The organism is Endozoicomonas sp. GU-1 (assembly GCF_027366395.1).
GTDB lineage: Bacteria > Pseudomonadota > Gammaproteobacteria > Pseudomonadales > Endozoicomonadaceae > Endozoicomonas.
On sequence record NZ_CP114771.1, the window covers coordinates 1,389,534 to 1,411,875 of the forward strand.

The following is a 22,342-nucleotide window of genomic DNA, read 5'->3' on the forward strand; positions in this document are numbered from 1 at the left end:
GGTCATACCGCAGGTGTAAAGCCGGCCAACCCGGTGAATAAGAAATAATTTCAGTCAAATTAACGTATATACGACAACTCCGCCATCAGTGTTAATACCTACTGGTTATAAAAATACATAAACAGATTTCCACAGGAATTAACAAAAAAGGATATCCTCTTATATTTTATTAACTATCCCTTGATTAGCAAAAATTAGTTATTACCAATAGTCCAAAATTCAAAAAAATTATGAAATCAAGCAACGATCCATTTTTATGAATGCTAGTCTTTGTTTCTGTTAATTCTATTTCGTTTCGTTTTTCAAAATAATTAACGACACTAACATTATACTGTTAACGTTTGTTGCCGTTTATTCAGAGAGTTTTAAGTAGTGTTACCTATTCATACCGAAAATGGGTTTGTCTAACATCGTCAACCAAATAAAGACATTTTATCCGTTTCTGGGAGAGGATGAACAGGAGGTAGTTATGAGCAAATATATTTACACAACCATTTACGAACAGTTCACCGGCCTGAAGCCACCTGAGCCAAAAGACCACAAGCCACGTCGCCGTAGAGGTTACGGTCACCCATATCGTATGCGCCTGAATATGCAGGAAGGTTCTGTCCAGAACAGTGAACTGCTGTCTGAGCGGGACTCAGAAAGAGACCTGTATGAACAGACGCCTGTTTCCGTTTTTCAGCCATCGGTTACCAAGCAGCCTGTCCGCAGGTTTTCGTCCGGTGGTCAAAGCTATCGCAGTGGTAACAGCGTTGGTAACAACAGCGCCATCAGCGGCACTATGAGCTGCAGACCTGCTGCGCCTGAAGACCGCCATAGCAGCGCCGAGCCCAAGGTAACCTACAAAAAGCGCCGCCAGTACGGGCCTTCAGGCTTCGGTATTGGCTCAATGAGCAGAGACGGCAACGACAACTCTGAGTATTGAATACCCGTTTTATATTGATTGTTTTTGAATACTGACACTACCAGCCAGGCTTATTCAGCGGAGCTTGTCTAGCGGAACCCAGTCATTACTTTCCCGGATTATTTTCGCCAAAGGCCCTTATTTCAAGGCCTTTGTGCTTTTTTTGAACCCATAAAATCAAAGCGTTCTTTGCTGTAGATAGCTGTCATAATCCGGAATATGCCGGTTATGAGATTGTCCAAGCAAGTCTGACGAGAATATGTAATCCGCCGAGCTCTGGTTACAGGCAACCGGGATATTCCACACCGCTGCAATCCGTAACAATGCCTTAACATCCGGATCATGGGGCATTGGCTCAAACGGGTCCCAGAAAAATACCAGCAGGTCCAGTTTGCATTCAGAAATCAATGCGCCAATCTGCTGGTCTCCACCCAGCGGACCACTGATAAATTTTGTGACCGGCATAGACAGTTCTTTTTCCAGCAGACTTCCTGTGGTACCCGTGGCAAAAAGATCATGACCCTGCAGCTTTTCCTTATGGCGCAGACTCCACTGCACCAATTCCCCTTTCTTATTATCATGAGCGACCAGGGCAATGCGCTTCTTGGATGAGACGCTGTATTCTTTATAAATCATAAAGTAATTCTCTATTTTTTCTGCGAAAAAATATAAAAATGGAAAGCGCTATATTCTCACTGAATAAAAAAAAATGCGATGACTTCTCTCGAAATCATCGCATTGTTCTAGTACATGGTTTCAATGAGTTTGACGTGTACAATCTCCGTTCACCCTGAGCGGAGTCGAAGGGTGCTTGGCACGATCTATCAGAGTCCGGAGCTTCCGCCTTTAGGCCCTATGGGTCCTTCGACAGGCTCAGGACGAACGCAGTACGGAGACACGACAACCCGTCAAACTCATTGAAACCATGTAATAATCTTCAGAAAAAATTCATGACAGGTACTTAATCATCACCCCCGCTGCTACTGCTGAGCCAATAACACCGGCTACGTTGGGGCCCATGGCATGCATCAGCAGGAAGTTCTGGGGATTGGCCTCAAGCCCCATTTTGTTGGAGACCCTGGCCGCCATGGGTACCGCTGACACCCCGGCTGAACCAATCAACGGGTTCACCTTGGTAGACGACACCCGATTCATCAGTTTTGCCATCAGGACACCGCTGGCGGTACCGATACAGAATGCCACAATCCCCAACGCCAGAATCCCCAGGGTTTCCATTTGCAGAAACTTGTCAGCACTCAGTTTTGAACCAACCGACAGCCCGAGGAAAATGGTGGTGATATTGATCAGCGCATTTTGCGCTGTATCCGACAGGCGCTCAACCACACCACACTCTTTCATCAGGTTACCAAAACAGAACATCCCCAGCAGTGGAGCCGCATCGGGTAATAACAGGGCCACCAGCACCAGCAGTAAGATCGGGAAAACGATTTTTTCTGTCTTGCTCACTGACCGCAGCTGTGTCATGACAATCCTGCGTTCCTCTGCCGTGGTCAGCGCTTTCATAATCGGCGGCTGAATCAGCGGAACCAGAGCCATATAAGAGTAAGCAGCCACCGCAATGGCACCCAGCAGGTGGGGAGCAAGTACGCTGGATACATAGATCGCAGTAGGACCATCCGCACCACCAATAATCCCGATAGCAGCGGCATCCGCCAGGCTGAAATTCATCAGCCCCATAGAGCTCAATACAATAGCGCCAAACACTGTGGCAAAAATACCAAACTGAGCGGCAGCCCCCAGAAACAGGGTTTTCGGGTTAGCCAGCAACGGGCCAAAATCCGTCATGGCCCCCACCCCCATAAAGATCACCAAAGGAGCAACACCGCTGCCAATAGCCACACTGTAAAACTGATAAAGGACACCGTTCGTGTACCCTGCATCAGCAATAATGTGACTCACTACAGTCCGGGTTGCCGAATTCGCCTCATGGTATAAAGCATAAAGTTGATCCGGGGCAGCCGACGCACTGCCCAGCGCTTCGGCAACCGCCTGCATCAGTGCAGGGTTAGCTATATGAAGCGCCTGTTCAATGGCGGAAAACGCCAGACCGGCCTGGGGAATATTGGCCAGAATGCCACCAAAACCAATAGGTACCAGCAGCAGAGGCTCAAATTGCTTGCGGATGGCCAGATACAGCAACCCAAAGCCCACCAGAATCATAACGAACTCTCCGGCGGTAAGGTTGTATAACCCGGAGCCCTCCCAGAGCGTTAATAGCTTTTCCATGGCATATTTCTCGACCAGACATTTCTTTATAAGAGCTCTTGAAGGAGACCTCAGTAAGAGGCCTCCCCAACGCTTTTTATTAAGCCAGGGCAAGCAGGGTATCACCCACCGCTACACTGTCACCTTCACGCACATCAACCGACGTCACCTGTCCGGAACGCGGGGCACGAACTTCCGTTTCCATTTTCATGGCTTCGAGAATAAGTAACACATCACCTTCCTGAATATGCTGCCCCGGTATGACATTCACCTTCCAGATATTACCGGCCAGTGGTGCGGGCATTGGCTCACCTTCAGAGGCTGATGTGGTTGTCGTTTCAGGTTGGGCAGTCGGCGCTGAAACCGGAGCCAGCATGGAAACATCACCACCCTCTGAAACCTGAACGGTATAGGCATTGCCATTAACGCGAACGGTATAAACAGAATCCTCCGTTGGAGGGGCCACGGAAGTTGCCTGGGCAGCAGGCTTCACTTCCGGTTCGGTCCCGGGAGCAGGTTCGAAAGCATCAGAGTTACCGCGATTCTGCAGGAACTTCAGACCAACCTGCGGGAACAGGGCGTAGGTCAGCACATCATCCACGGTCTGATCCGCCAGTTTGATATCTTTCTCTTTGGCCAGACCATGGAGTTCAGCTGTCAGTTCCTCAAATTCAGCATCAAGCAGATCTGCCGGACGACAGGTAATCGCTATCTTACCCTCCAACACTTCTGTCCTGAAGACTTTGATTAAACGGTGCCGGTGCAGCACCGTACTCACCTTTCAAAATCCCCCGGGTCTCTTTGGAGATGGTTTTATACCGCTCACCGGTCAGTACATTGAGAACCGCCTGGGTGCCAACAATCTGGGAAGTGGGCGTGACCAGTGGAATCATCCCCAGGTCTTCACGAACTCTTGGAATCTCCTGCAGCACTTCATCAAACTTATCACTGGCCCCCTGCTCTTTCAGCTGACTTTCCATATTGGTCAGCATGCCACCGGGTACCTGGGCAATAAGGATTCTGGAGTCAACGCCACGGAGTTGACCTTCAAACTTCGCGTATTTTTTTCGGACCACCCGGAAGTAAGCGGCTACTTCTTCCAACTTGTGCAGATCAAGCCCGGTATCACGCTCAGTCCCCTGCAATGCCGCAACGATTGCCTCAGTTGGCGAATGTCCATAGGTCATCGACATGGAAGAGATGGCCGTATCAACACGATCAACACCGGCTTCAACGGCCTTGAGCAGGGACATGGAAGAAAGGCCGGAGGTGGCATGGCAGTGCAGCTGAATTTCCAGGTCCGTTTCTCGCTTTAATCTGGACACCAGCTCATACACGTCAGTCGGCGTAATAATGCCGGACATGTCCTTAATGCACAGAGAATCCGCACCCAGATCCTCGATCTCTTTGGCCAGAGAGACCCAGCTATCCATGGTATGAACAGGACTGGTGGTGTAAGAGATCGTCCCCTGGGCATGAGCACCCTGCTTCTTCACCGCTTTGATTGCCTGCATCAGGTTACGGGGATCGTTCATGGCATCAAATACCCGGAACACATCCATACCATTGGCAACAGCACGCTCAACAAATTTATCCACGACATCATCAGCATAGTGACGGTATCCCAGCAGATTCTGCCCCCTTAACAGCATCTGCTGAGGGGTCCCGGGCATGGCTTTTTTCAGCTCGCGCAACCGCTCCCAGGGGTCTTCTCCCAGGAAGCGGATACAGGCATCAAAGGTGGCACCACCCCAGGTTTCCAGAGACCAGTAGCCGATCTGATCCAGCTGTTCTGCGATCGGCAACATATCTTCAATGCGAAGACGGGTAGCAAACAGTGACTGATGGGCATCCCTCAACACCACATCGGTAATACCCAGCGGCTTTTTATTGGCTAATGGCTTTTGTACGTCAGACATAACCCTTCTTTATCCCCCGGTTATTGGCGTTTTTCTGCTTGAGCTTTTTTTGTTCTGTGCATTTGAATGGCTGCACTGATAACAGCAATCAGTTCACCCTGATCATCGGATGACGATGACTGGCTATTCACTAAAATGGGATTGGCTACAGCAGATGGCACCGGTTCCTGAAAATACCGGTCGATGATTGTTGACATCAGGCTGGTTACCAGCACCAATAGCGTCAGAAACAGGAACACAAAACCCATTCCAAAGAGCATCAGGCTGGAACCTTCTGAAATAAGGTCCGATGGATTCATCAAGTAAGTCCTTTGTTTTTTTCAGACTTGCAGGTCCGGTCAATCCCCTCGGGCAGTTCTGCCCTGCCGGAACCATTGTTGATTATTATTTCCATGAACAGGTTCATGGCTTATGGCTGTCTTACGCCTTTACCTGGCTGCGTCAGTATACTACTGAACAGTGTGTAATAAGCAATCAGTCATCCGGACTATGTTGTTTATATAAGCAAAAGCTCCGGACCACCTTCGACAGCATCGTGCAAAAGGAAGGTTGCCTCAGTCCGGAAAAAAATTCACCGACGTAAATCAATAAAAGCTGGCCAACCGATAAAATTGGCCGTCGGTTATTATGCCGCTCTTGCCAGGTCAGAGCAGAGGATTTCCACAATAGCATCAGCGTCACGGAGGGAGCGGATGCGCTCAAACAGATTCTGGGCTTGCGGATACGCTTTACGCAGATAATTGAGCCACTGCTTCAGACGGGAAGGATGGTATTGCCATTTGCCATTTTGACGATCTCTGTCGCTTAATTGCAGAATCAGCTGCAACACTGAAGACCAGCTCATGGGCTTGACGGATTCGCGAATCATGGTAGTGATATTCGGCGTTACCAGCGAAGGCCGCCCGACCATCAGGTCAGTGCAGCCGGAAGCGTCCATACAGCGTCTGGCATCTTCATGATTCCAGATCTCGCCATTGGCAATCACCGGAATCCCCAGGTTTTCCCGAATTTTGCCAATGTATTCCCAGTGAGCCGGAGGCCGATAGCCCTCCGCCTTTGTCCGGGCATGCACCGCCAGTTCCGAGGCGCCTGCCTGTTCAATAGCACGGGCGTTTTCCAGAAATAATGACTTGTCTTCATAACCCAGGCGAATTTTGGCCGTCACCGGCAGCTCTGCCGGTACAGCTTCCCGAACGGCCTTGACAATATTGAACAGCTGATCAGGCTCCCGCAGCAAAATTGCCCCACCCCGGTTTTTATTGACCGTTTTTGACGGACAGCCGAAGTTAATGTCCACTCCGGGCGAGCCAAGTTTCACTGCACGCTGGGCATTCAGTGCCATATATTCCGGGTGACTGCCCAGCAGCTGTAAACGAACAGGTGTACCATTCGAAGTTTTTGCCCCCTGCAACAACTCCGGACAAGTACGATAAAAGACCCGGCTCGGTAACAGCGTATCTGTTACCCGGACAAACTCGGTAACACAGAGATCGAAGGTATTGATGCCGGTGAGCAGATCCCGCATATCGTGATCCATAACGCCTTCCATCGGCGCCAGTATCAACCGCATGGCATGCCTCTTGAGTGAAAAAGCGCCAATTCTACCGTCAGCAGGCCTGATAATAAAATAAGGAGCACTCACAGATAACGCTGACTTCACCTGGCAAGATAAGTCGTTGGCCAATGGAATTATCGTTATGGCGTATGCCGGAGTCAGGTACTGTGGGAACCAATATATTTTGCTGTGGTCAAACAAGCCGCAATGATTCGCATTATGCACCGCTGCTTATCGATGCCAGCAGCTTAAAATAAATACAAATCAGAGTTAGTTATGGATACCACTATCAAACACCTATCAGGTCGCCAAAACGTTGAGCCACGCCGACAACAGCCAGAAACCCAGAAACCTCCTGTCGTCACAGGATTCTCAGGGCGTAGTGTCTACGCCGGTGTCGGTTCCTCATCACCGCAGCCCACTCATTCGTTGATCGACCCGGTTGGCCCCGATGACTCACGCCTTCCTCCCGTTTGTACTTCAATTGCCAATAACCCGGGGACAGGCTTGGATTCAGGCGATGACCTCCCTGCAACCTTTGAGCGTTGCTTGATCAGCCTGAACCAGGCCTACGATACCAACTTTTCTGAACTGGCTGATACATTAAGCTATTTCGTACCAATGTCGCCTCCAAAGGCCCCATGCTGGAAAATATTCCACGAAGTTATCGACATGTCGTCACTGGAAAGCAACAGTAATCAAAAACTCCGGGAACTGGGTCAAAAAATACGCCAGCTATACCTTGATGAATACCGTGTTCTTGTTGCTAATAACTCATATCCCAGAATCAGTGAACTGACCGTCGTGCTGTGCCTGCACTTCCTCGAGCAAAAGTTCATTCTCGAACCTCCGGAGTCAATCCAGCAAAGCTATGTCGATATCTCCAGGTCGGATAACGCTTCAACAGACTGTCAACATTTATTGCCTGCATGGGTCAGAAAGACCTTTTTCGAAAAGTTATTATCTGGTATCGAGAAATCCGGCAGGGCAGACGCTGGAAAAAAAATTAAACAATTTATCACCGAAAACCAGTCAGGCTTAAAGAACGATATGGTTCTTCAGCAGCCTGCCACTGGCCATCTGAAGTTTTCCGGACTGCGTTACGACGATATTCCCGGTACTACTATCGCGAAACGTTATCATCGCAGACTTAGTGACTATTCTCGTGATTTCTCTATCGATCTGCGCGGTTTAATAGAGGCATTAGGTCAAACACGAAGCCGAAACAGGCCCGCTTTTATCAGGGACCCTCTGGAGCAGGCCATGAAGATAGTTTTCGGCAAAACAGGCAAATCAGAGCTTGAACCGAAAAATTTCTTTAATAACAAGCTGGAGCCCTTCAGGGATCGGAATGCGCGAACTCTGCTGAAATTAATAGACTGCTTTCGAGACCAGGTTGCCGGGGAGCACGGCAATGGGCAGGGCAGCAAGACCATGAAAGATAGCCTCAGCACATTCCTGAAAGACTGCTGTGGTAATAATACGGCGATAAAACAAAGTCTAAACAAGTTTTTTGAAAAAACGTGACGCCATTATATTTCACATGGTCAGAAAGAACCTTGAGCACCACTGCCAATACTATTATTGAAGCGATGATGCGCAGTACGTTCTTGCACTGCGAGACTGTTCTCGGGCAGTCTCCTTGGAGGCTGACCGAGAATAGACTGCCCTACTGCGGTGGCAGCAAATTGGTCTAAAAATCCGCTTTTGTTCGGCAAATAGCCCCGCTATTCACCTCACAAAACCGAATTTTTATCCTCAATTTTCTGCCATCCTCGCTACGGGCGCTATTCTCGGTCAGCCTCCTTGCTCATGGTTCTTTACCCGATAGTCGGCACTGACTATGCTTGCAGCTTTTCGCCTGATATTGAATATTGAAACAGAAAGCCGTGTCCAATCATCCACCAAACCATCCGAATCACACCATCACTGCTGATATCCAGTGGGAAAATGGCCTGCCAATCTCCACCCGGTTTAATGATGTCTACTTTTCCCGGGCCTCGGGTATTGCCGAAACACGCCATGTGTTCCTGGAACATAATCATCTCCCCGGGCGGTTTCGTCAACTGGTACCCGGTACCACGTTCACCATTGGCGAAACAGGCTTTGGCACTGGTCTGAACTTCCTCTGTGCCTGGCAGCTCTTTCTGGAAAAAGCCCCTGATAACACGTCTCTGGTCTTTATCAGCACGGAGAAATATCCACTCCAGCAGGATGACCTGCAAAAAGCACTCAATGTGTTTGAGGAGCTGACACCTCTGGCCAACAGAATGATCAGCGCCTATCAATTGAGTGAGGAAAATATCGACCTGCAATTTTCCGACCGCGCATCAGGCAAACACATCCGTCTTCATATTTTGATTGGTGATGTGCTGGACACATTGCCTCATATCAACGAGAAGGTTGACGCCTGGTTTCTCGATGGCTTTGCCCCGGCCAAAAATCCGGATATGTGGCAACCCAAACTGTTCCAGACCCTGAAAGCCAAAAGCCATGAGCAATCAACCTACGCCACCTTCACTGCGGCCAGACTGGTTCGGGACGGGCTGACGGAGGCAGGCTTCTCAGTGACCAAACAACCGGGCTTTGGCCGCAAGCGGGATATGATTGCCGGCCGCTTTGTCCCCCCGGGTCTGCCTGTGAGCAAACCCTGGTTTGCGCCCGCTGGCCACAGCAACCCGGAAAAAACAGCCATCGTCGTCGGTGGCGGTCTGGCGGGCTGCAGCGCTGCATGGGCGCTGGCCCGTCGGGGATGGCAGGTCACCATTCTGGAACAACACCAGGCCCTGGCCAGCGAAGCATCGGGTAATCCGCAGGGTGTTCTCTATGCCAAACTTTCTGCCGACAACACGCCGCTCAGCCAGTTCATCCTTAAAGGTTATCAATTCACCCTGGATACGCTAAAAGCACTGGAGGTTGAACAGTGGCAGCAGTGCGGTGTTATCCAGTTAGCCATTGATGCCAAAACGGATCAACGATACCAGGCCCTGGATAAACAACATCCGAATGCTCTGCTGCAATACCTGACGGAAGCGCAACTGAGCGATATCGCCGGATTGAGTATTCACTACCCCGGCCTCTACTTTCCACAGGCAGGCTGGGTGCACCCACCCGCACTCTGTCAGGCTTTGGCCGATCACCCAAACATTCGGGTGGTGACCAGCACGGCGGTGAATACGATCGAACCCGTTGAGCAGGGCTGGCTGGTGAAAACCGATGGCGACAGGTTGCACAGTAAAACCGTGATCATTGCCCGGGGAGCGGCCAGTCATCAGTTGTCACAGTTTAACTACCTGCCTCTTAAAGCCATTCGTGGCCAGATTACTCAGGCCAGGGCAACCACCGAAAGTGACAAGCTGGCCTCCTGTGTCTGCGGAGAAGGCTATATAGCACCCGCTGTTGATGGCTATCACACCCTGGGCGCAACGTTCAGTTTTAACGACAAAGGTACAGAAGTTCGAGAAGCCGACCACCTGGAAAACCTGGCCATGCAGGCCGGGTATTTCCCTGCCATGTATCAGGCACTCGGTGGAACTGATGCACAAGTGACCGGGGGACGCACAGGGTTCCGCTGCACAACACCGGATTACCTGCCCGTGGTGGGTCCCATCGTTGACCTTAAGCACTTTGTTGCCGCTTATGCTCCCCTCAGAAAAAACAGCAAGTTGACCATTGACGTCTGTCCTGAATATCTGAAAGGCCTTTACGTAACCGCCGGACACGGTTCCAGGGGAATAATCTCCTGCCCTGTTGCCGGTGAAATTCTGGCCACTATGATCACCGGTGAGCCCGATAGTACTGTCGGCCTATCAATGCCTGCAAAACTGCTGGAAGCCATTCACCCCTCCCGCTTCCTGATCAGGGATCTGATCAGAAATAAAATATAGGAGGCTTATGCCGGGAGTTACAATAGAAGCAAGACTGCCGTCTTTCCTCGACCAATAATCTAGGTAAAAATCGCAAAAAAACAGGTAGCAATACGCAGAGAGGAATCAACAACGGCTGTCTATCTTATTAGGCATGGATTAGGTAACACATGGTTACCTGTTCATGAAGCTCCTGTTTCAATCCATTCAGCAAACTGCGTCCGGGCAACCTGATCTTTCTCTTGGTTGCCCGTTTTTTTGTCTGGGTGAAAATCTTTAGTGGCTACTTAAGTAGTTAACCAAGACAAACACCCGTACCTTTCAGACCACAGTAACCGCCGGGATTCTTGGCCAGATATTGCTGATGGTATTCTTCTGCGTAGTAAAACGGCGGAGCCTCACGGATTTCTGTGGTAATCTCCGGATAGCCCTGCTGTTGCAAAGACGTTGAGAATTCACTCCTTGAGCTTTCAGCCAATCCGGCCTGTTCATCCGTGGTGGTATAAATGGCTGAACGATACTGAGTTCCCACGTCGTTACCCTGCCTCATTCCCTGGGTTGGGTCATGGGATTCCCAGAAACATGCTAATAAAGCCTGTGTCGTTATCTTTTCAGGATCGTAAACCACCATCACCATTTCTGTATGCCCGGTTGCCCCAGTGCAGACTTCTTCATAAGTAGGATTGGGTGTGTAACCACCTGCATAGCCAACCGCCGTTGTATAAACACCGGGCAGTTGCCAGAACAATCGCTCTGCTCCCCAGAAACAGCCAAGCCCCAGGTAGATGGTCTGCAAGCCATCGGGAAATGGCGGCCTCAATGGCTGTCCATTGACATAATGCCGGGCCGGGACCGGCATCACGTCTTCCCTGCCCGGCAGGGCTTTTTCTTCAGTTGGAAGTTGCTGTTTATCAGGGTCTTTGCCAAAGAATGTCATGATTATGTCCTCCCTGGCAGGGATCATAACATACCGCAGGGTCTGTTGGATTTACTGATCCCCAACGGTCAACAAAGCAGGGTCAAGTCGCTTATCAAACCAGTTATAGCGCCAGTCAAGATGGGCACCGGTAACCCGGCCAGTGGCACCCACTTCACCGATAGTCTGCCCTCGTTTGATCGCCGCCCCACTTTTCACAGAGACTTTGCTGAGATGGAGAAAGCTGGAAAAAATACCGTGGCCATGATCAATAATGATGGTGCCGCCGGAATAGTAGAGGTCCGGGTCCACCAGCCGCACAACCCCATCAGCCGGTGCCACTACCGGTGTGCCTGTGGGTACGGCGATATCCAGGCCGTAGTGTGGCCGCCCCGGTTGACCGTTATACACGCGCTGGCTGCCATAGACGCCACTGATGCGACCTTTTACCGGCCAGTCAAAGCCGTTAAAAAAATCCGCCTGATCGGTATCAGGTACTCTGGCTGCACGCACCTGTTGAGCTTCTCTGCGGATGCGGGATAGCACCCGCTCATCCGGTGATACATATTTTCTGGCAATTCCGGTCAACCGCTGAATATCATATTTCCGTGGCTTAAGGATTAAATTAAACGTCTTCAGTTCGCCACTGGCAAAATGCTCTGTATAGGACTGCTTCAGTTCTGCATCACGACCAAAGCCAAGAATAAAGCGCCCATCTTTCGCTACTCTGACCTCCTGATGGTCATAAACAATCCGACTCCCCGGTGCTGCCTGACCGACCAAAATACCTCCGGGTGTCAACTGGCTCTGCAGACCGTCTGCACTGACCATCAGAGAAAACACCAGAAGAAAAAAACCTGTAGCGAGATGCATTTAAACGTTCTCCTTTTATCATCCTGCCTGATAATCATTATCGACATTATGATGTTTAACAAAATTGGCTCATAACAAAACAGCCTTAAATGGCAATAACTTATTTTTAGAGAAATAAGGCATTAATATCAACAAGTTATATGACATCTACCATTGCAAAAATAAGAATCAGCAGTATTGTCAGTAATACTAAACACAGTGTTATGAACTTTTGGCTCAGCTCGTTGTACATTACTCCCATAACTTGAACCGCCCAATACATCGGATTGTATTGAAGAAGCAACGGATAATGGAGAGCATCTATGTTTAGAACTACTACTGCTACTGCCGCTACTACTGGCAATGAACATAAGATCCCTTTTCTGACTAAATTCCAAACTGACATGATCGACGGAGGGCGCTTCGGGCACAGGAAGACCACAAAGCCATCAACTACTTTAGTTACCCAGAAAAGTATGTCGGGCACTGACTTTTGGGCAAAGCCAAGTTTAAAAGACCGGCTGGTTTATCCATTCAAGGCGGTCAGAAACCGAATCTTAACGGCCATGATGTTCAGTGGCTCCGCAGGCATGTTTGCGGGCATGGGTGCCGGTGCGGCAGTCGGTGCTACGGCAGGATTTACTGTGGCTCTGATTCCTCAGATATTAGACTTGCTGACTTTTTCTTTTAACCCCTATATTGTTGCCGCTGGTGCCTATGTTGGCAAAGAGGCGGGCATCCGTACCGGTGCCGTTCTCGGGCTGGGCATTGGCGCAGTTGCCACTCTGGCATCAGCTGCCATAGCTCTTGCTCTCAGCGTGGTTCATCTGCCCAGGGACATCTATCATGCGGCAACCCTGGATGCACCCCGCCTGGATGCACCACTGCCGGAGAAGCCATGGCTCACACAGCAACTCAGTCAGGAATTGTCCAAATTTAATGAATAAAAGCCTCAGGAACATCATTTTGGATTTAATCATTCCGGGAACTGAAGGTTCTTCAATCACGCTACTTTCATAAGCTTCAGCCGCCATTGGGCGGCTTATTTTCTGAAAGTCCCGGTTTAACTGTTCGGCAAATGCCTTAACCCGCATCCAATCGGTAAACTCGGTATTCCTGGTCACATCAACAGGCCCCCCGGTCAGTTTCATAATCAAGCGGATCATCTGCTGATCAATCCAGCGATATCGGGTATACAGCAAAGCACCGGCGAACACTTCCACCCGGTCCGGAGTCCATGAAATCTGTTTCAGGAATTTCTGCAGGTAACGGTTGTTATGAGGATCCCGTCGTTCAGGCTTGCGGGCGGTCAGATTGACGGAAAAAAAGTAACCCGGAATGGTTGCCAGCTGGTCACTGTATTGCCTGATAAACTGGTAACACGCTTTATGGTGTTTGCCATAACGAATCGAACAACCAAGAATAACACCATCATAAGACTGAAGTGAGAAGCCGTCGTTCAGATCAGTAATAGAGCTGACAAACGTCTCATGACCAGCCTGGGCCAGGCAGTAGCCGATTCTTTCGGTAATTTTTCGGGTCTGGCCTTCACACCCCTGGTGCAACAACGCTATACGGGACATATCTAAATACGTGAGTAATTATAAAACCAATATTTGCGTAGATAATAACCAACTTATAAGTCGGTAGTGTTAACTCAGATCAACAAAGCGGCGAATAGTTGTTCAGATGGTCGCCCTGCAACTCCGTCCAGGACGAACGGAGTTTGGGAGTCATTGATAGAAGGAACCAATAAATTGAAGCCGTGTCTTAACCCTTATACAGTTTTGGATTCAATACATCCCTGAGCCAGTCACCCAGAAGGTTGAGCACCAACACCAGCACCACCAGCACAATCCCGGGAATAACCGTAATCCACCAGCTGCCAGAGAAGATATACTCAAAACCACTGGAGATCAGAGACCCCAGAGAGGGCTGGGATACCGGCATACCAAGCCCCAGGAACGACAACGCAGCCTCACTGATAATCGCGTTGGCAATCTGCACCGTCGAGATCACCAGAATAGGCGACAGTGAGTTTGGCAGGATATGTCGAAACATAATGCGTCCGGCACCAAAACCCATAACCCTGGCCGCCTCTACATACTCCTTCTTCTTTTCTGCCAATACCGATGCCCGAACCGTACGGGCATATTGAGGCCATTCAGCAATACCAATCACCAGTATCAGCATGAACATGGCCAGCTTACTGTAGAGCTCCGAACCAAAAGAGGCCTGGAAAACCGCCAGCACGATAATCGCCACCATCATGGTAGAGAACGACAGCTGAATATCCGCAACCCGCATCAGAAAACTATCGATTCGACCACCAAAGTAACCGGCGGTCAGGCCCAGAACGATCCCCAGAAAAGCCTGCAACAAAACAGCAAACAGACCGATGGCCAATGAGATGCGCATACCATAAAGAATGGTACTGAACAGATCACGACCCTGGTCGTCGGTGCCCAGCAGAAAACGTTCATCCCCCTCTGCTGCCCACACCGGAGGAATTTCCGAATCCATAATATCAATGGTGGAAAGATCGTAGGGATTGGTGGGTGCCAGAATCGGAGCCAACAGCGCAGCCCCGACCAACAGCGCAAAAATCAGGGCACAGACCATGGCCACCTTGTCACGGGTGAAGCTGTACCAGAAGGTAGAGTTCCTGAAACGCTCCCAGCGCCCTGGTGCCAGATTAGCCGCAGCAGATTCCTGATCAACCGGCGTGTTCGATATCAATTCACTCATTGGGCACTCCTCGCCAGTCTGACGGTGGGGTTAATCAGGCCGTACAGCAGATCCACCAGCGTATTCACCACCACAAAAATGGCACCCACAACGATCAGGTAAGCAACAATCAGCGGCGTATCCACCCGGTTGACCGCTTCCAGAAACAGAAAGCCCATGCCCGGCCACTGGAAGACAGTCTCCGTAAGAATGGTATAAGCGACCATGGTTCCTATCTGCACACCACCAACGGTAATCACCGGCAGCATGGTGTTCTTCAGGGCGTGGAGGAAGTAGATACGCGCCTTTTTCAACCCTTTCGCTCTGGCAAACTTGACGTACTCGGTATGCAACACTTCTGACATTTCAGAGCGAATCAGCCGGATAAACAGTGGCAGCATAATGCTGGCCAGCGAGATGGCAGGCAGAATCAGATGCAACAGGCCATCTTGAGTAAACAGGCCACTCTCCCAGCCACCGATAACCGGCACCAGCTCACCACGGCCATAAGATGGCAGCCAGCCCAGCTCAATAGAGAACAGGTAAATACTGAAAATAGCGGTCAGAAAAACAGGAACAGAAATACCGAGAATACTGAACCCGAGAATTAACCGGGTAACCCAGCTGTTGGGTCGGATGGCGCAATACACACCAGCGGGAATAGACACCAGAATAATGATCAAACTCGCGGCAAACACCAGCTCAAGGGTGGCGGGCATTTTGGCCAGGATAACGTCCAGCGCTGGTGCTTTAAAAAAATAAGAATCCCCCAGGTCGCCCTGTAACGCGTTGCCCATAAATCTTGTGTATTGAGTGAGAAACGGGTCGTTTAGCCCCATCTCGTCACGCAACTTTTCACGTTCGGCTTCTGACACCGATTGCCCTACCAGCTCCCGGAGTGGATCCCCAAGATTGTCCTGTATGGAAAAGCTGATAATACTGATGACAAACATCACTATCAGCCCCTGCATAAGCCTACGCATTAAAAATAACAGCATAAATATCGATGCCCATAGCCTGCGATGCCAATAGTCGATGCACCGGATAACTAATAACCGGTGCTGACCGCAGTCACTTCACAGGAAGTAAAATGACTGCTGTCGTCCTTCAGATAAAGGTGATCAAGGTGATTACTCCTTAATCACCAGGTCGCCCAGGTAAGGGAAGTTCATCACGTTAACAACGTCTTTGGCGGCCACATTCTTGCTGGCACCCCAGGCAAGGTTCTGCCAGTGCAGGGGAACAAAGGCTGCTTCCTCATAGAGGGTACGCTCAACGTCCTGCAGAATCTGTGCCCGTACGGTTGGATCGGTTTCAGAACCTGCCTTCTTAACCAGCGCGTCTACTGCCTCATTGCAGTAATTGCCGGAGTTGTACTGTCCCCAGCCGGAAACCGAATCGGCACAGGCTGTGAGGTACTCGGTAAAGTTGGCGGAATCTTCCGTATCGGAGTGCCAGCCAATCATCATCATATCCGCAGAACGCTCATCGAACTCTGGCCAGTACTGCGCTTTTGGCAGGGTTTTCAGATCCACTTTAATGTTGATTTTTGACAGCATGGAAGCCACCGCCTGAGCGATCCGGGCATCGTTCACATAACGGTTATTGGGAGCCATCATGGTGATGGCGAAACCATCTTCATAACCGGCGTCTTTCATCAGCTGCCTGGCCTTTTTCAGGTCATAGCGTGGCTGCAGATCATCAACATACCCGGCGTAGCCTTTTGGCCCCTGCTGACCGGCAGGTGTCGCAAAGCCTTTCATGATTTTCTTAACGATGCCGTCATTGTTGATGGCATAGTTAATGGCCTGACGAACACGCTGGTCTTTGAACGCAGGAACCCGCTCCTGATTCAACTGGAAACTGATGATACGGGTGCCACCAAGGGTCACCAGATCCGTATTGCCCGACCGCTTGATACGCTCATGATCGTTAGGCGGCACCGGGAAGATAAAGTCCACATCACCGGACAGCAGAGCGGCTACACGGGTTGGACCTTCTTTAATGGGAGTAAGCACAATTTCATCCACGTTACCCGGCGATTGCTTATCCCAGTAACCAGCAAACCGTTGGAAATCGACACGCACGCCCTGCTCACGCTCGGTCACAATAAACGGCCCGGTACCAGAAGCATTTTTAGAGGCATAGGTATCGCTGTGCTTTTTCAACAGCGACTTCTCCTGACCTGTGCTATCCAGACCTGCATAGAACTTGCTGTCCATCGGGAAGATATAGGTGGCAGAGTTCAGTACCAGGGGGAACGCCTCTTTGGTCACCAGGTCAAAGGTATGGTCGTCAATGACCTTCACGGCGGCAAAAGGCTTCGAACACCGCTTTGAAGTCCGGACTGCTGGCCAGTCGCTGAAAAGTCCATTGAACGTCGGCAGACGTCAGTGCATTACCGCTGTGGAATTTAACGCCTTTACGAAGGGTAAAGCGCATGGTCCTGTCATCAATACGCTGCCACTTTTCCGCCAGACGAGGCTCAAACTGAAGGTTGTCATCCCAGCGAACCAGTGGATCAAATACCAGATGCGACAACTGCAGCGTGGCACCGGACAGCTGCTCATGCGGGTCCAGAGATACCGGATCGGAATCGTAGGCCATTTTTAAAGTAGCGGCCTGGGCCCCTACCGCCAATGATGCTGCCAGAATTGCTCCGGCCAGTTTCTTTATAGGTCTCTTTATAGAGAGCTTCATGTTTTTTTTCATCGTTCCCCCATTACAGGTGTTTCACTGTTTAAAATTATTGTCACCTTGCAGACAGACAGGCGACGCACACTCCATGTCAATAACAGTCCATGCTCTTAAGAATGCGCAGCAACACTGGCTTCAATATCCAATCCACTGCGAGACAAATTCTCAACCCTTGGCATCATATTGATCAGATGTCGGGTGTATTCATGGTGAGGATCACTGAAAATCCGGTCGGTGTCCCCCACTTCAACCAGTGTTCCCATCTTCATCACACCGATGCGGTCACACATCTGCAGAATAACCGGCAGATCGTGGCTGATAAAGAGCATGGTCAGGCCAAGCTCTTCCTGAAGGTCTTTTAACAGGTTGAGAATCTGAGCCTGTACCGAGACATCCAACGCCGAGGTCGGCTCGTCACAGATCAGGAATCTGGGGCGGGTTGCCAATGCCCGGGCAATGGAGATGCGCTGACGCTGGCCGCCGGAAAATTCATGGGGGTACTTGACCCCGGCCCCACGACCAAGGCCAACGTGATCCAGCAGATCCGCCACAATACTATTGATCTGACGTTCAGATTCGGCCAGTTGATGAAAATGAATGGGCTCGGCAATGATGTCCTGCACCGTCATTCGGGCATTCATGCTGGAATAGGGGTTTTGAAACACCATCTGGATCTGACGACGAAATGGCTTACGCTGCTTTTCAGTCAGCCGGGTAATATCCTGACCGGCAAACTCAATCAATCCCGAGTCTGGTGGATAAAGACCGGCAATAATCCGGGCAATCGTTGACTTACCGGAACCGGACTCCCCCACCAGACCAAAGGTTTCACCGGAGCGCACCTCAAAGAACACCTGGTTGGATGCCTGAACATAACGGCGATTTTTTTTCAGGAACGCAGACTGGGTTTCAAAACGAAGGTTAACGTCTTTCACGGTCAGCAGGGCATGGTCGCTCATCTCTGCATGCAATTCAGAAAGTTGCTCTTTCTGCCCCAGCCAGTGATTCTTCACATCAATATGACGACCCTGCTCTTTTTCGATGTACTCAACCCTGGGAAAGCGGTGCAGTTTAATGTCGGTTCTGGGCACGGCACTGATCAGGCTTTGGGTATAAGGGTGTTCCGGGCGACATAGAATCTGTTCGGTAGAACCGAGTTCCACCAGGTCACCCATATACATAACAGCGACACGGTCCGTCACATTGGCAATAACCCCCATATCGTGGGTGACCAGCAGGCAGCCAACGTCCCGCTCTTTGCAGAGTTTGCGGATCAATTCGAGAATCTGATTCTGAATCGAGACATCGAGCGCCGTGGTGGGTTCATCGGCAATAATCAACTCAGGGTCGCCGGACAGGGCAATGGCAATAACAACACGCTGTCGCATACCGCCGGAAAACTGGTGAGGGTACTGCCTGATACGGACTTCTGGCTCTGCAATGCCCACCGAGGCCAGCAGTTCAATTGACTTTTTATAGGCCGCAGCTTTATCAAGCCCCAGGTTGACCATGATGGTTTCCACCATCTGGGTTTCGATGGTCAGAAGCGGGTTAAGAGACGTCATTGGGTCCTGAAAAATAAACCCGATACGACGACCACGGATCCGACGAATGGCTTCGCCACTGAGACCACTGATGGCCTGGCCATCCAGCTTGATATTACCACCAGCCACCACACCGGGAGGGCTCAGCAAGTCAATGACCGCATTGCCAACGGTGGATTTACCGGCACCGGACTCACCGACCAGGCCCAGTATCTCCCCCTTTTCGAGGGTAAATGAAACCCCTTTAACAGCTACAGCAGTGCCATAACGAGATGGAAACTCAATGCGCAGCCCTTCTACTTCCAGTAAGGACATGCTTCCCCCTTGTAATGCTCAGTCCCGAACGTCAGAAGGTGAACCTCAGCTTCTGAAACTCGCAAGCCATGATGCAAATACGCTGCCGTATATAGGATAACAATGGTCCCCCCACAGAGGGCAGCGCAGTTTGGCTTACGACAGATACAGACGATACGTGATACAGCTTATCCCCCTAACAGCCGTCACAAATTGAATAGAAGTTCAGGCCGGACTCATGGGTGACATGAGTGCATGGAGGTTATGTTATTAATGCCAGAGTGCGTCGACAAATACATAAAACCATGTCGACTCATTTCGGAAAGTAACTATACCGGCAGGACAGGAAAAGAAAAAGCCCTGATTCGAAAATCGCTTACGAATCAGGGCTTTATTCATGCAAAACTGAAGAATTTTTATACGACAGGAATTGTGACAGGCTTGAACCAGTTGCGACAGAGCTGCAAATAGATTCCGTATGGCCGCCCCATAATCAGCATCGCTCCTATCTGCCCTGCACAGGCAACCAGCAACTGCTCCAGATTGACCCCCGTCGACAATAACAGCAAGGCATACAGCGGAATCTGAAACGACAGAAACGCCAGGGCATCCAGCAACGTCATTTGCATAAAGCCATTGCCGATAAACCGGCCACGACGAATCAGCCAGTCACGGTACAGTCCATAAGCTCTTGCCGTTAACAGGTTAACGGGAATACTCATCAGACGGGATTGCAGTGACTGTTCAAAACTCAGCCCTGCCAGCAGTTCAACACTCATGCCAACCACAATACCAAAGGTAATCATGGCAAAAGTATCCGCCAACATATCCCGATTAAAAACCATCTCCCTCGCTCCTGAAACAAAAAGCCCTGATCGGGCAAAAAAAGCGCAAAAAAATCCCTGCACCGATTCTGTAAAGGAAGAACCGGTCAATTCTTTTGAAAGTACATAGAATCCGCCAGTCTGTTCAGGAGAAGGTTCTGAAGCCCCTTCCATAGGTAAAAACTGAGATCTGACGGGATAACTGAAAAGCAGAAAACTGGACTGAAACAGCAGTATTCAGGCGGTGAAAAATATAGCTAGATACGACAAAAAACAATAGCTAATAAATCCATATTTAGATAATTTGCAGAATATAATTTCAAGATAATTATTTTAAACAGGAATTATTGCTAACAACAACCAGCCTGATAACAAATGATCTACTCTTGAAATCATTTGTCAGGAGACAAGACCGTGACACGTGTCAATTCACTGTCCGCCAGACATCATTATTATTGAACATGGATAAAAAGGCCTTTCCTATGCAAGAACAAATGATTCATTCACTCAAAGAAGTGAGAGAAAAGCAGCCGCTGGTTCACAACATCACCAACGATGTGGTCACCAACACCACAGCCAATGCCCTGCTGGCCATTGGTGCATCGCCGATCATGGCCCATGCCATTGAAGAAGTCGCTGATATGGTGAGCATTACCGGCAGCCTGCTGATCAATACTGGAACGCTGACCGGCTCCAGTCTGCAAAGTATGCTTCTGGCCACAGAAACGGCATTACAACTTGAAAAGCCCTGGATTCTCGACCCGGTCGGTGTCGGGGCAACACCCTTCCGGCTGACAGGCAATAAACAGTTGCTGGCCAACAAGCCATCCGTCGTACGGGGCAACGCCTCCGAGATCAAAGCCCTGTTTACCGGTGCCAATGAGGGCAAAGGCGTCGACAGCAGCAGTAGCAGTGAGTCTACCCTGGAATTTATTCAGGAAAAGGCCCGTGAACATCACCTGATTATCGCGGTAACCGGTGCTACCGATTATGTGACCGATGGCTACGACGTCTACAAAATCAATAATGGCCACCCGATGATGGCCAGAGTAACCGGCACCGGTTGTACGGCAACTGCCATCATCGGCGCATTTCTTGCGGTCTGCGATACACCACTGATTGCTGCCGTATCCGGCCTTACCTGTCTTGGCATTGCCGGCGAACTGGCCAGTATGGATTGCCCCGGCCCTGGCTCCCTGCAACTGCGCATACTGGATGAGCTGTACTTGCTGGACCGGGCCACCATTGAGAAATTTGAAAAAGTGAGCAATATGAGAAGGAGCTGTCATTGAGTCTGCTGTCATCTATTAGACCTCCTCTGCCCGGTATTAACCTGCGGGAGAGATTCAAAAAACCAGGTATTGAGTTACTGGGCCTGCCGGTCAGGCTGTTGCCATCAGCCATGGTGAACAAGCCGCTGACCAAAGCCATCAACCACATCTTCCATACGCCAATAGAAGAAGGCGATTTTGATTTTCTGGAAAATCGCTGCCTGAAAATCCATATGACCGATCTCGACATCAGCTTCTTTATCAGTTTCGATGGCAGTCAGCTGACCGCTACCGGCCCACGACACTTTGATGTTGAATTCCGGGGAGACAGCAAATCTTTCCTGAAACTGGCCGGCCGACAGGAAGACCCGGATACCCTGTTCTTTCAACGCAGCCTGATGATTGAGGGTGACACTGAGCTGGGGCTTGGAGTAAAAAACCTGCTGGATAGCCTGGAGCTGGAACAGTTGCCGATTCCTGTGCAGCGATTGGCGCGGGTGGGGCAGCGGTTGCAGAGAAAATAAAGTCTGACGCAGTTGGCAGTTGGCAGCGTCTATTCTTAGGGTGGACATTAAGCTTACCCCTCCATTTTCAATTGCTTTTGAATGGAACCACGAAGGACACAAAGAGCACAAAGGAAAAGAAAATCTCTTCTTTGTGCTCTTTGTGTCCTTCGTGGTTCCATCTTTAACTTCCCGAAGAGGGGAGTAGACGCTTAATGTCTACCCTAAGAGCGTCTATTAA

Annotated in this window: 16 protein-coding genes and 2 pseudogenes; 5 read left to right on the forward strand and 13 right to left on the reverse strand. The window is 50.1% G+C overall.

Annotated features, from left to right (window positions below; genetic code table 11):
- Positions 1 to 469 precede the first annotated feature (469 nt).
- The gene (locus tag O3276_RS05705) at positions 470 to 928 is read left to right on the forward strand and encodes a hypothetical protein (RefSeq protein WP_269674773.1); all 459 of its coding nucleotides are present in this window, start codon (positions 470 to 472) and stop codon (positions 926 to 928) included.
- Positions 929 to 1,084: 156 nt separating this feature from the next.
- On the opposite strand, the gene O3276_RS05710 is transcribed toward O3276_RS05705, so the two are convergent.
- The 5 genes and pseudogenes from O3276_RS05710 to O3276_RS05730 form a co-directional block, all read right to left on the reverse strand.
- Positions 1,085 to 1,543, reverse strand: a complete 459-nt coding sequence (locus O3276_RS05710; protein ID WP_269674774.1) for a methylglyoxal synthase — start codon at positions 1,541 to 1,543, stop codon at positions 1,085 to 1,087.
- Between the two features lie 312 nt (positions 1,544 to 1,855).
- Entirely contained in the window at positions 1,856 to 3,154 is a 1,299-nt protein-coding gene (locus tag O3276_RS05715) for a sodium ion-translocating decarboxylase subunit beta (RefSeq protein WP_269674775.1), read from the reverse strand.
- Between the two features lie 79 nt (positions 3,155 to 3,233).
- Positions 3,234 to 5,052: pseudogene (oadA, locus tag O3276_RS05720) on the reverse strand (sodium-extruding oxaloacetate decarboxylase subunit alpha).
- Positions 5,053 to 5,072: 20 nt separating this feature from the next.
- Entirely contained in the window at positions 5,073 to 5,351 is a 279-nt protein-coding gene (locus O3276_RS05725) for an OadG family protein (RefSeq protein WP_269674776.1), read from the reverse strand.
- 326 nt (positions 5,352 to 5,677) lie between these two features.
- Positions 5,678 to 6,622, reverse strand: a complete 945-nt coding sequence (locus O3276_RS05730; RefSeq protein ID WP_269674777.1) for a tRNA-dihydrouridine synthase — start codon at positions 6,620 to 6,622, stop codon at positions 5,678 to 5,680.
- A 261-nt stretch (positions 6,623 to 6,883) separates the two neighbouring features.
- Between O3276_RS05730 and O3276_RS05735 the strand changes: the two genes are divergently transcribed.
- Both O3276_RS05735 and mnmC read left to right on the forward strand, forming a co-directional pair.
- Positions 6,884 to 8,134, forward strand: coding sequence for a hypothetical protein (locus O3276_RS05735; RefSeq protein ID WP_269674778.1), 1,251 nt, complete (start codon positions 6,884 to 6,886; stop codon positions 8,132 to 8,134).
- A 347-nt stretch (positions 8,135 to 8,481) separates the two neighbouring features.
- Positions 8,482 to 10,494: a bifunctional tRNA (5-methylaminomethyl-2-thiouridine)(34)-methyltransferase MnmC2/FAD-dependent 5-carboxymethylaminomethyl-2-thiouridine(34) oxidoreductase MnmC1 gene (gene mnmC, locus O3276_RS05740; RefSeq protein ID WP_269674779.1), complete on the forward strand. Its 2,013-nt coding sequence runs from the start codon at positions 8,482 to 8,484 to the stop codon at positions 10,492 to 10,494.
- Between the two features lie 274 nt (positions 10,495 to 10,768).
- On the opposite strand, the gene msrA is transcribed toward mnmC, so the two are convergent.
- From msrA to alaE, 8 genes and pseudogenes are all read right to left on the reverse strand, one after another.
- Entirely contained in the window at positions 10,769 to 11,410 is a 642-nt protein-coding gene (gene msrA, locus O3276_RS05745; RefSeq protein WP_269674780.1) for a peptide-methionine (S)-S-oxide reductase MsrA, read from the reverse strand.
- Positions 11,411 to 11,461: 51 nt separating this feature from the next.
- Positions 11,462 to 12,262: a M23 family metallopeptidase gene (locus O3276_RS05750; protein WP_269674781.1), complete on the reverse strand. Its 801-nt coding sequence runs from the start codon at positions 12,260 to 12,262 to the stop codon at positions 11,462 to 11,464.
- A 770-nt stretch (positions 12,263 to 13,032) separates the two neighbouring features.
- The gene (gene hemG / locus O3276_RS05755) at positions 13,033 to 13,824 is read right to left on the reverse strand and encodes a menaquinone-dependent protoporphyrinogen IX dehydrogenase (protein WP_269674782.1); all 792 of its coding nucleotides are present in this window, start codon (positions 13,822 to 13,824) and stop codon (positions 13,033 to 13,035) included.
- A 187-nt stretch (positions 13,825 to 14,011) separates the two neighbouring features.
- Positions 14,012 to 14,989 carry an ABC transporter permease gene (locus tag O3276_RS05760; RefSeq protein WP_269674783.1) on the reverse strand — a complete coding sequence of 326 codons (978 nt, stop codon included), beginning with the start codon at positions 14,987 to 14,989 and terminating at the stop codon, positions 14,012 to 14,014.
- The gene (locus O3276_RS05765) at positions 14,986 to 15,966 is read right to left on the reverse strand and encodes an ABC transporter permease (protein WP_269674784.1); all 981 of its coding nucleotides are present in this window, start codon (positions 15,964 to 15,966) and stop codon (positions 14,986 to 14,988) included. The genes O3276_RS05760 and O3276_RS05765 overlap by 4 nt, the downstream gene beginning before the upstream one ends.
- 132 nt (positions 15,967 to 16,098) lie before the next feature.
- Positions 16,099 to 17,668: pseudogene (locus O3276_RS05770) on the reverse strand (ABC transporter substrate-binding protein).
- A gap of 107 nt (positions 17,669 to 17,775) precedes the next feature.
- Positions 17,776 to 19,524 carry a dipeptide ABC transporter ATP-binding protein gene (locus O3276_RS05775; RefSeq protein ID WP_269674785.1) on the reverse strand — a complete coding sequence of 583 codons (1,749 nt, stop codon included), beginning with the start codon at positions 19,522 to 19,524 and terminating at the stop codon, positions 17,776 to 17,778.
- Between the two features lie 395 nt (positions 19,525 to 19,919).
- A complete protein-coding gene (gene alaE, locus O3276_RS05780; protein ID WP_269674786.1) occupies positions 19,920 to 20,348 on the reverse strand; it encodes an L-alanine exporter AlaE in 429 nt (142 codons plus the stop codon).
- Between the two features lie 473 nt (positions 20,349 to 20,821).
- On the opposite strand from alaE, the gene thiM reads away from it, so the two are divergent.
- Together thiM and ubiT are read left to right on the forward strand one after the other, a co-directional pair.
- The gene (gene thiM / locus O3276_RS05785) at positions 20,822 to 21,619 is read left to right on the forward strand and encodes a hydroxyethylthiazole kinase (RefSeq protein WP_269674787.1); all 798 of its coding nucleotides are present in this window, start codon (positions 20,822 to 20,824) and stop codon (positions 21,617 to 21,619) included.
- Positions 21,616 to 22,122, forward strand: coding sequence for a ubiquinone anaerobic biosynthesis accessory factor UbiT (ubiT, locus tag O3276_RS05790; RefSeq protein WP_269674788.1), 507 nt, complete (start codon positions 21,616 to 21,618; stop codon positions 22,120 to 22,122). The genes thiM and ubiT overlap by 4 nt, the downstream gene beginning before the upstream one ends.
- Positions 22,123 to 22,342: the final 220 nt, after the last annotated feature.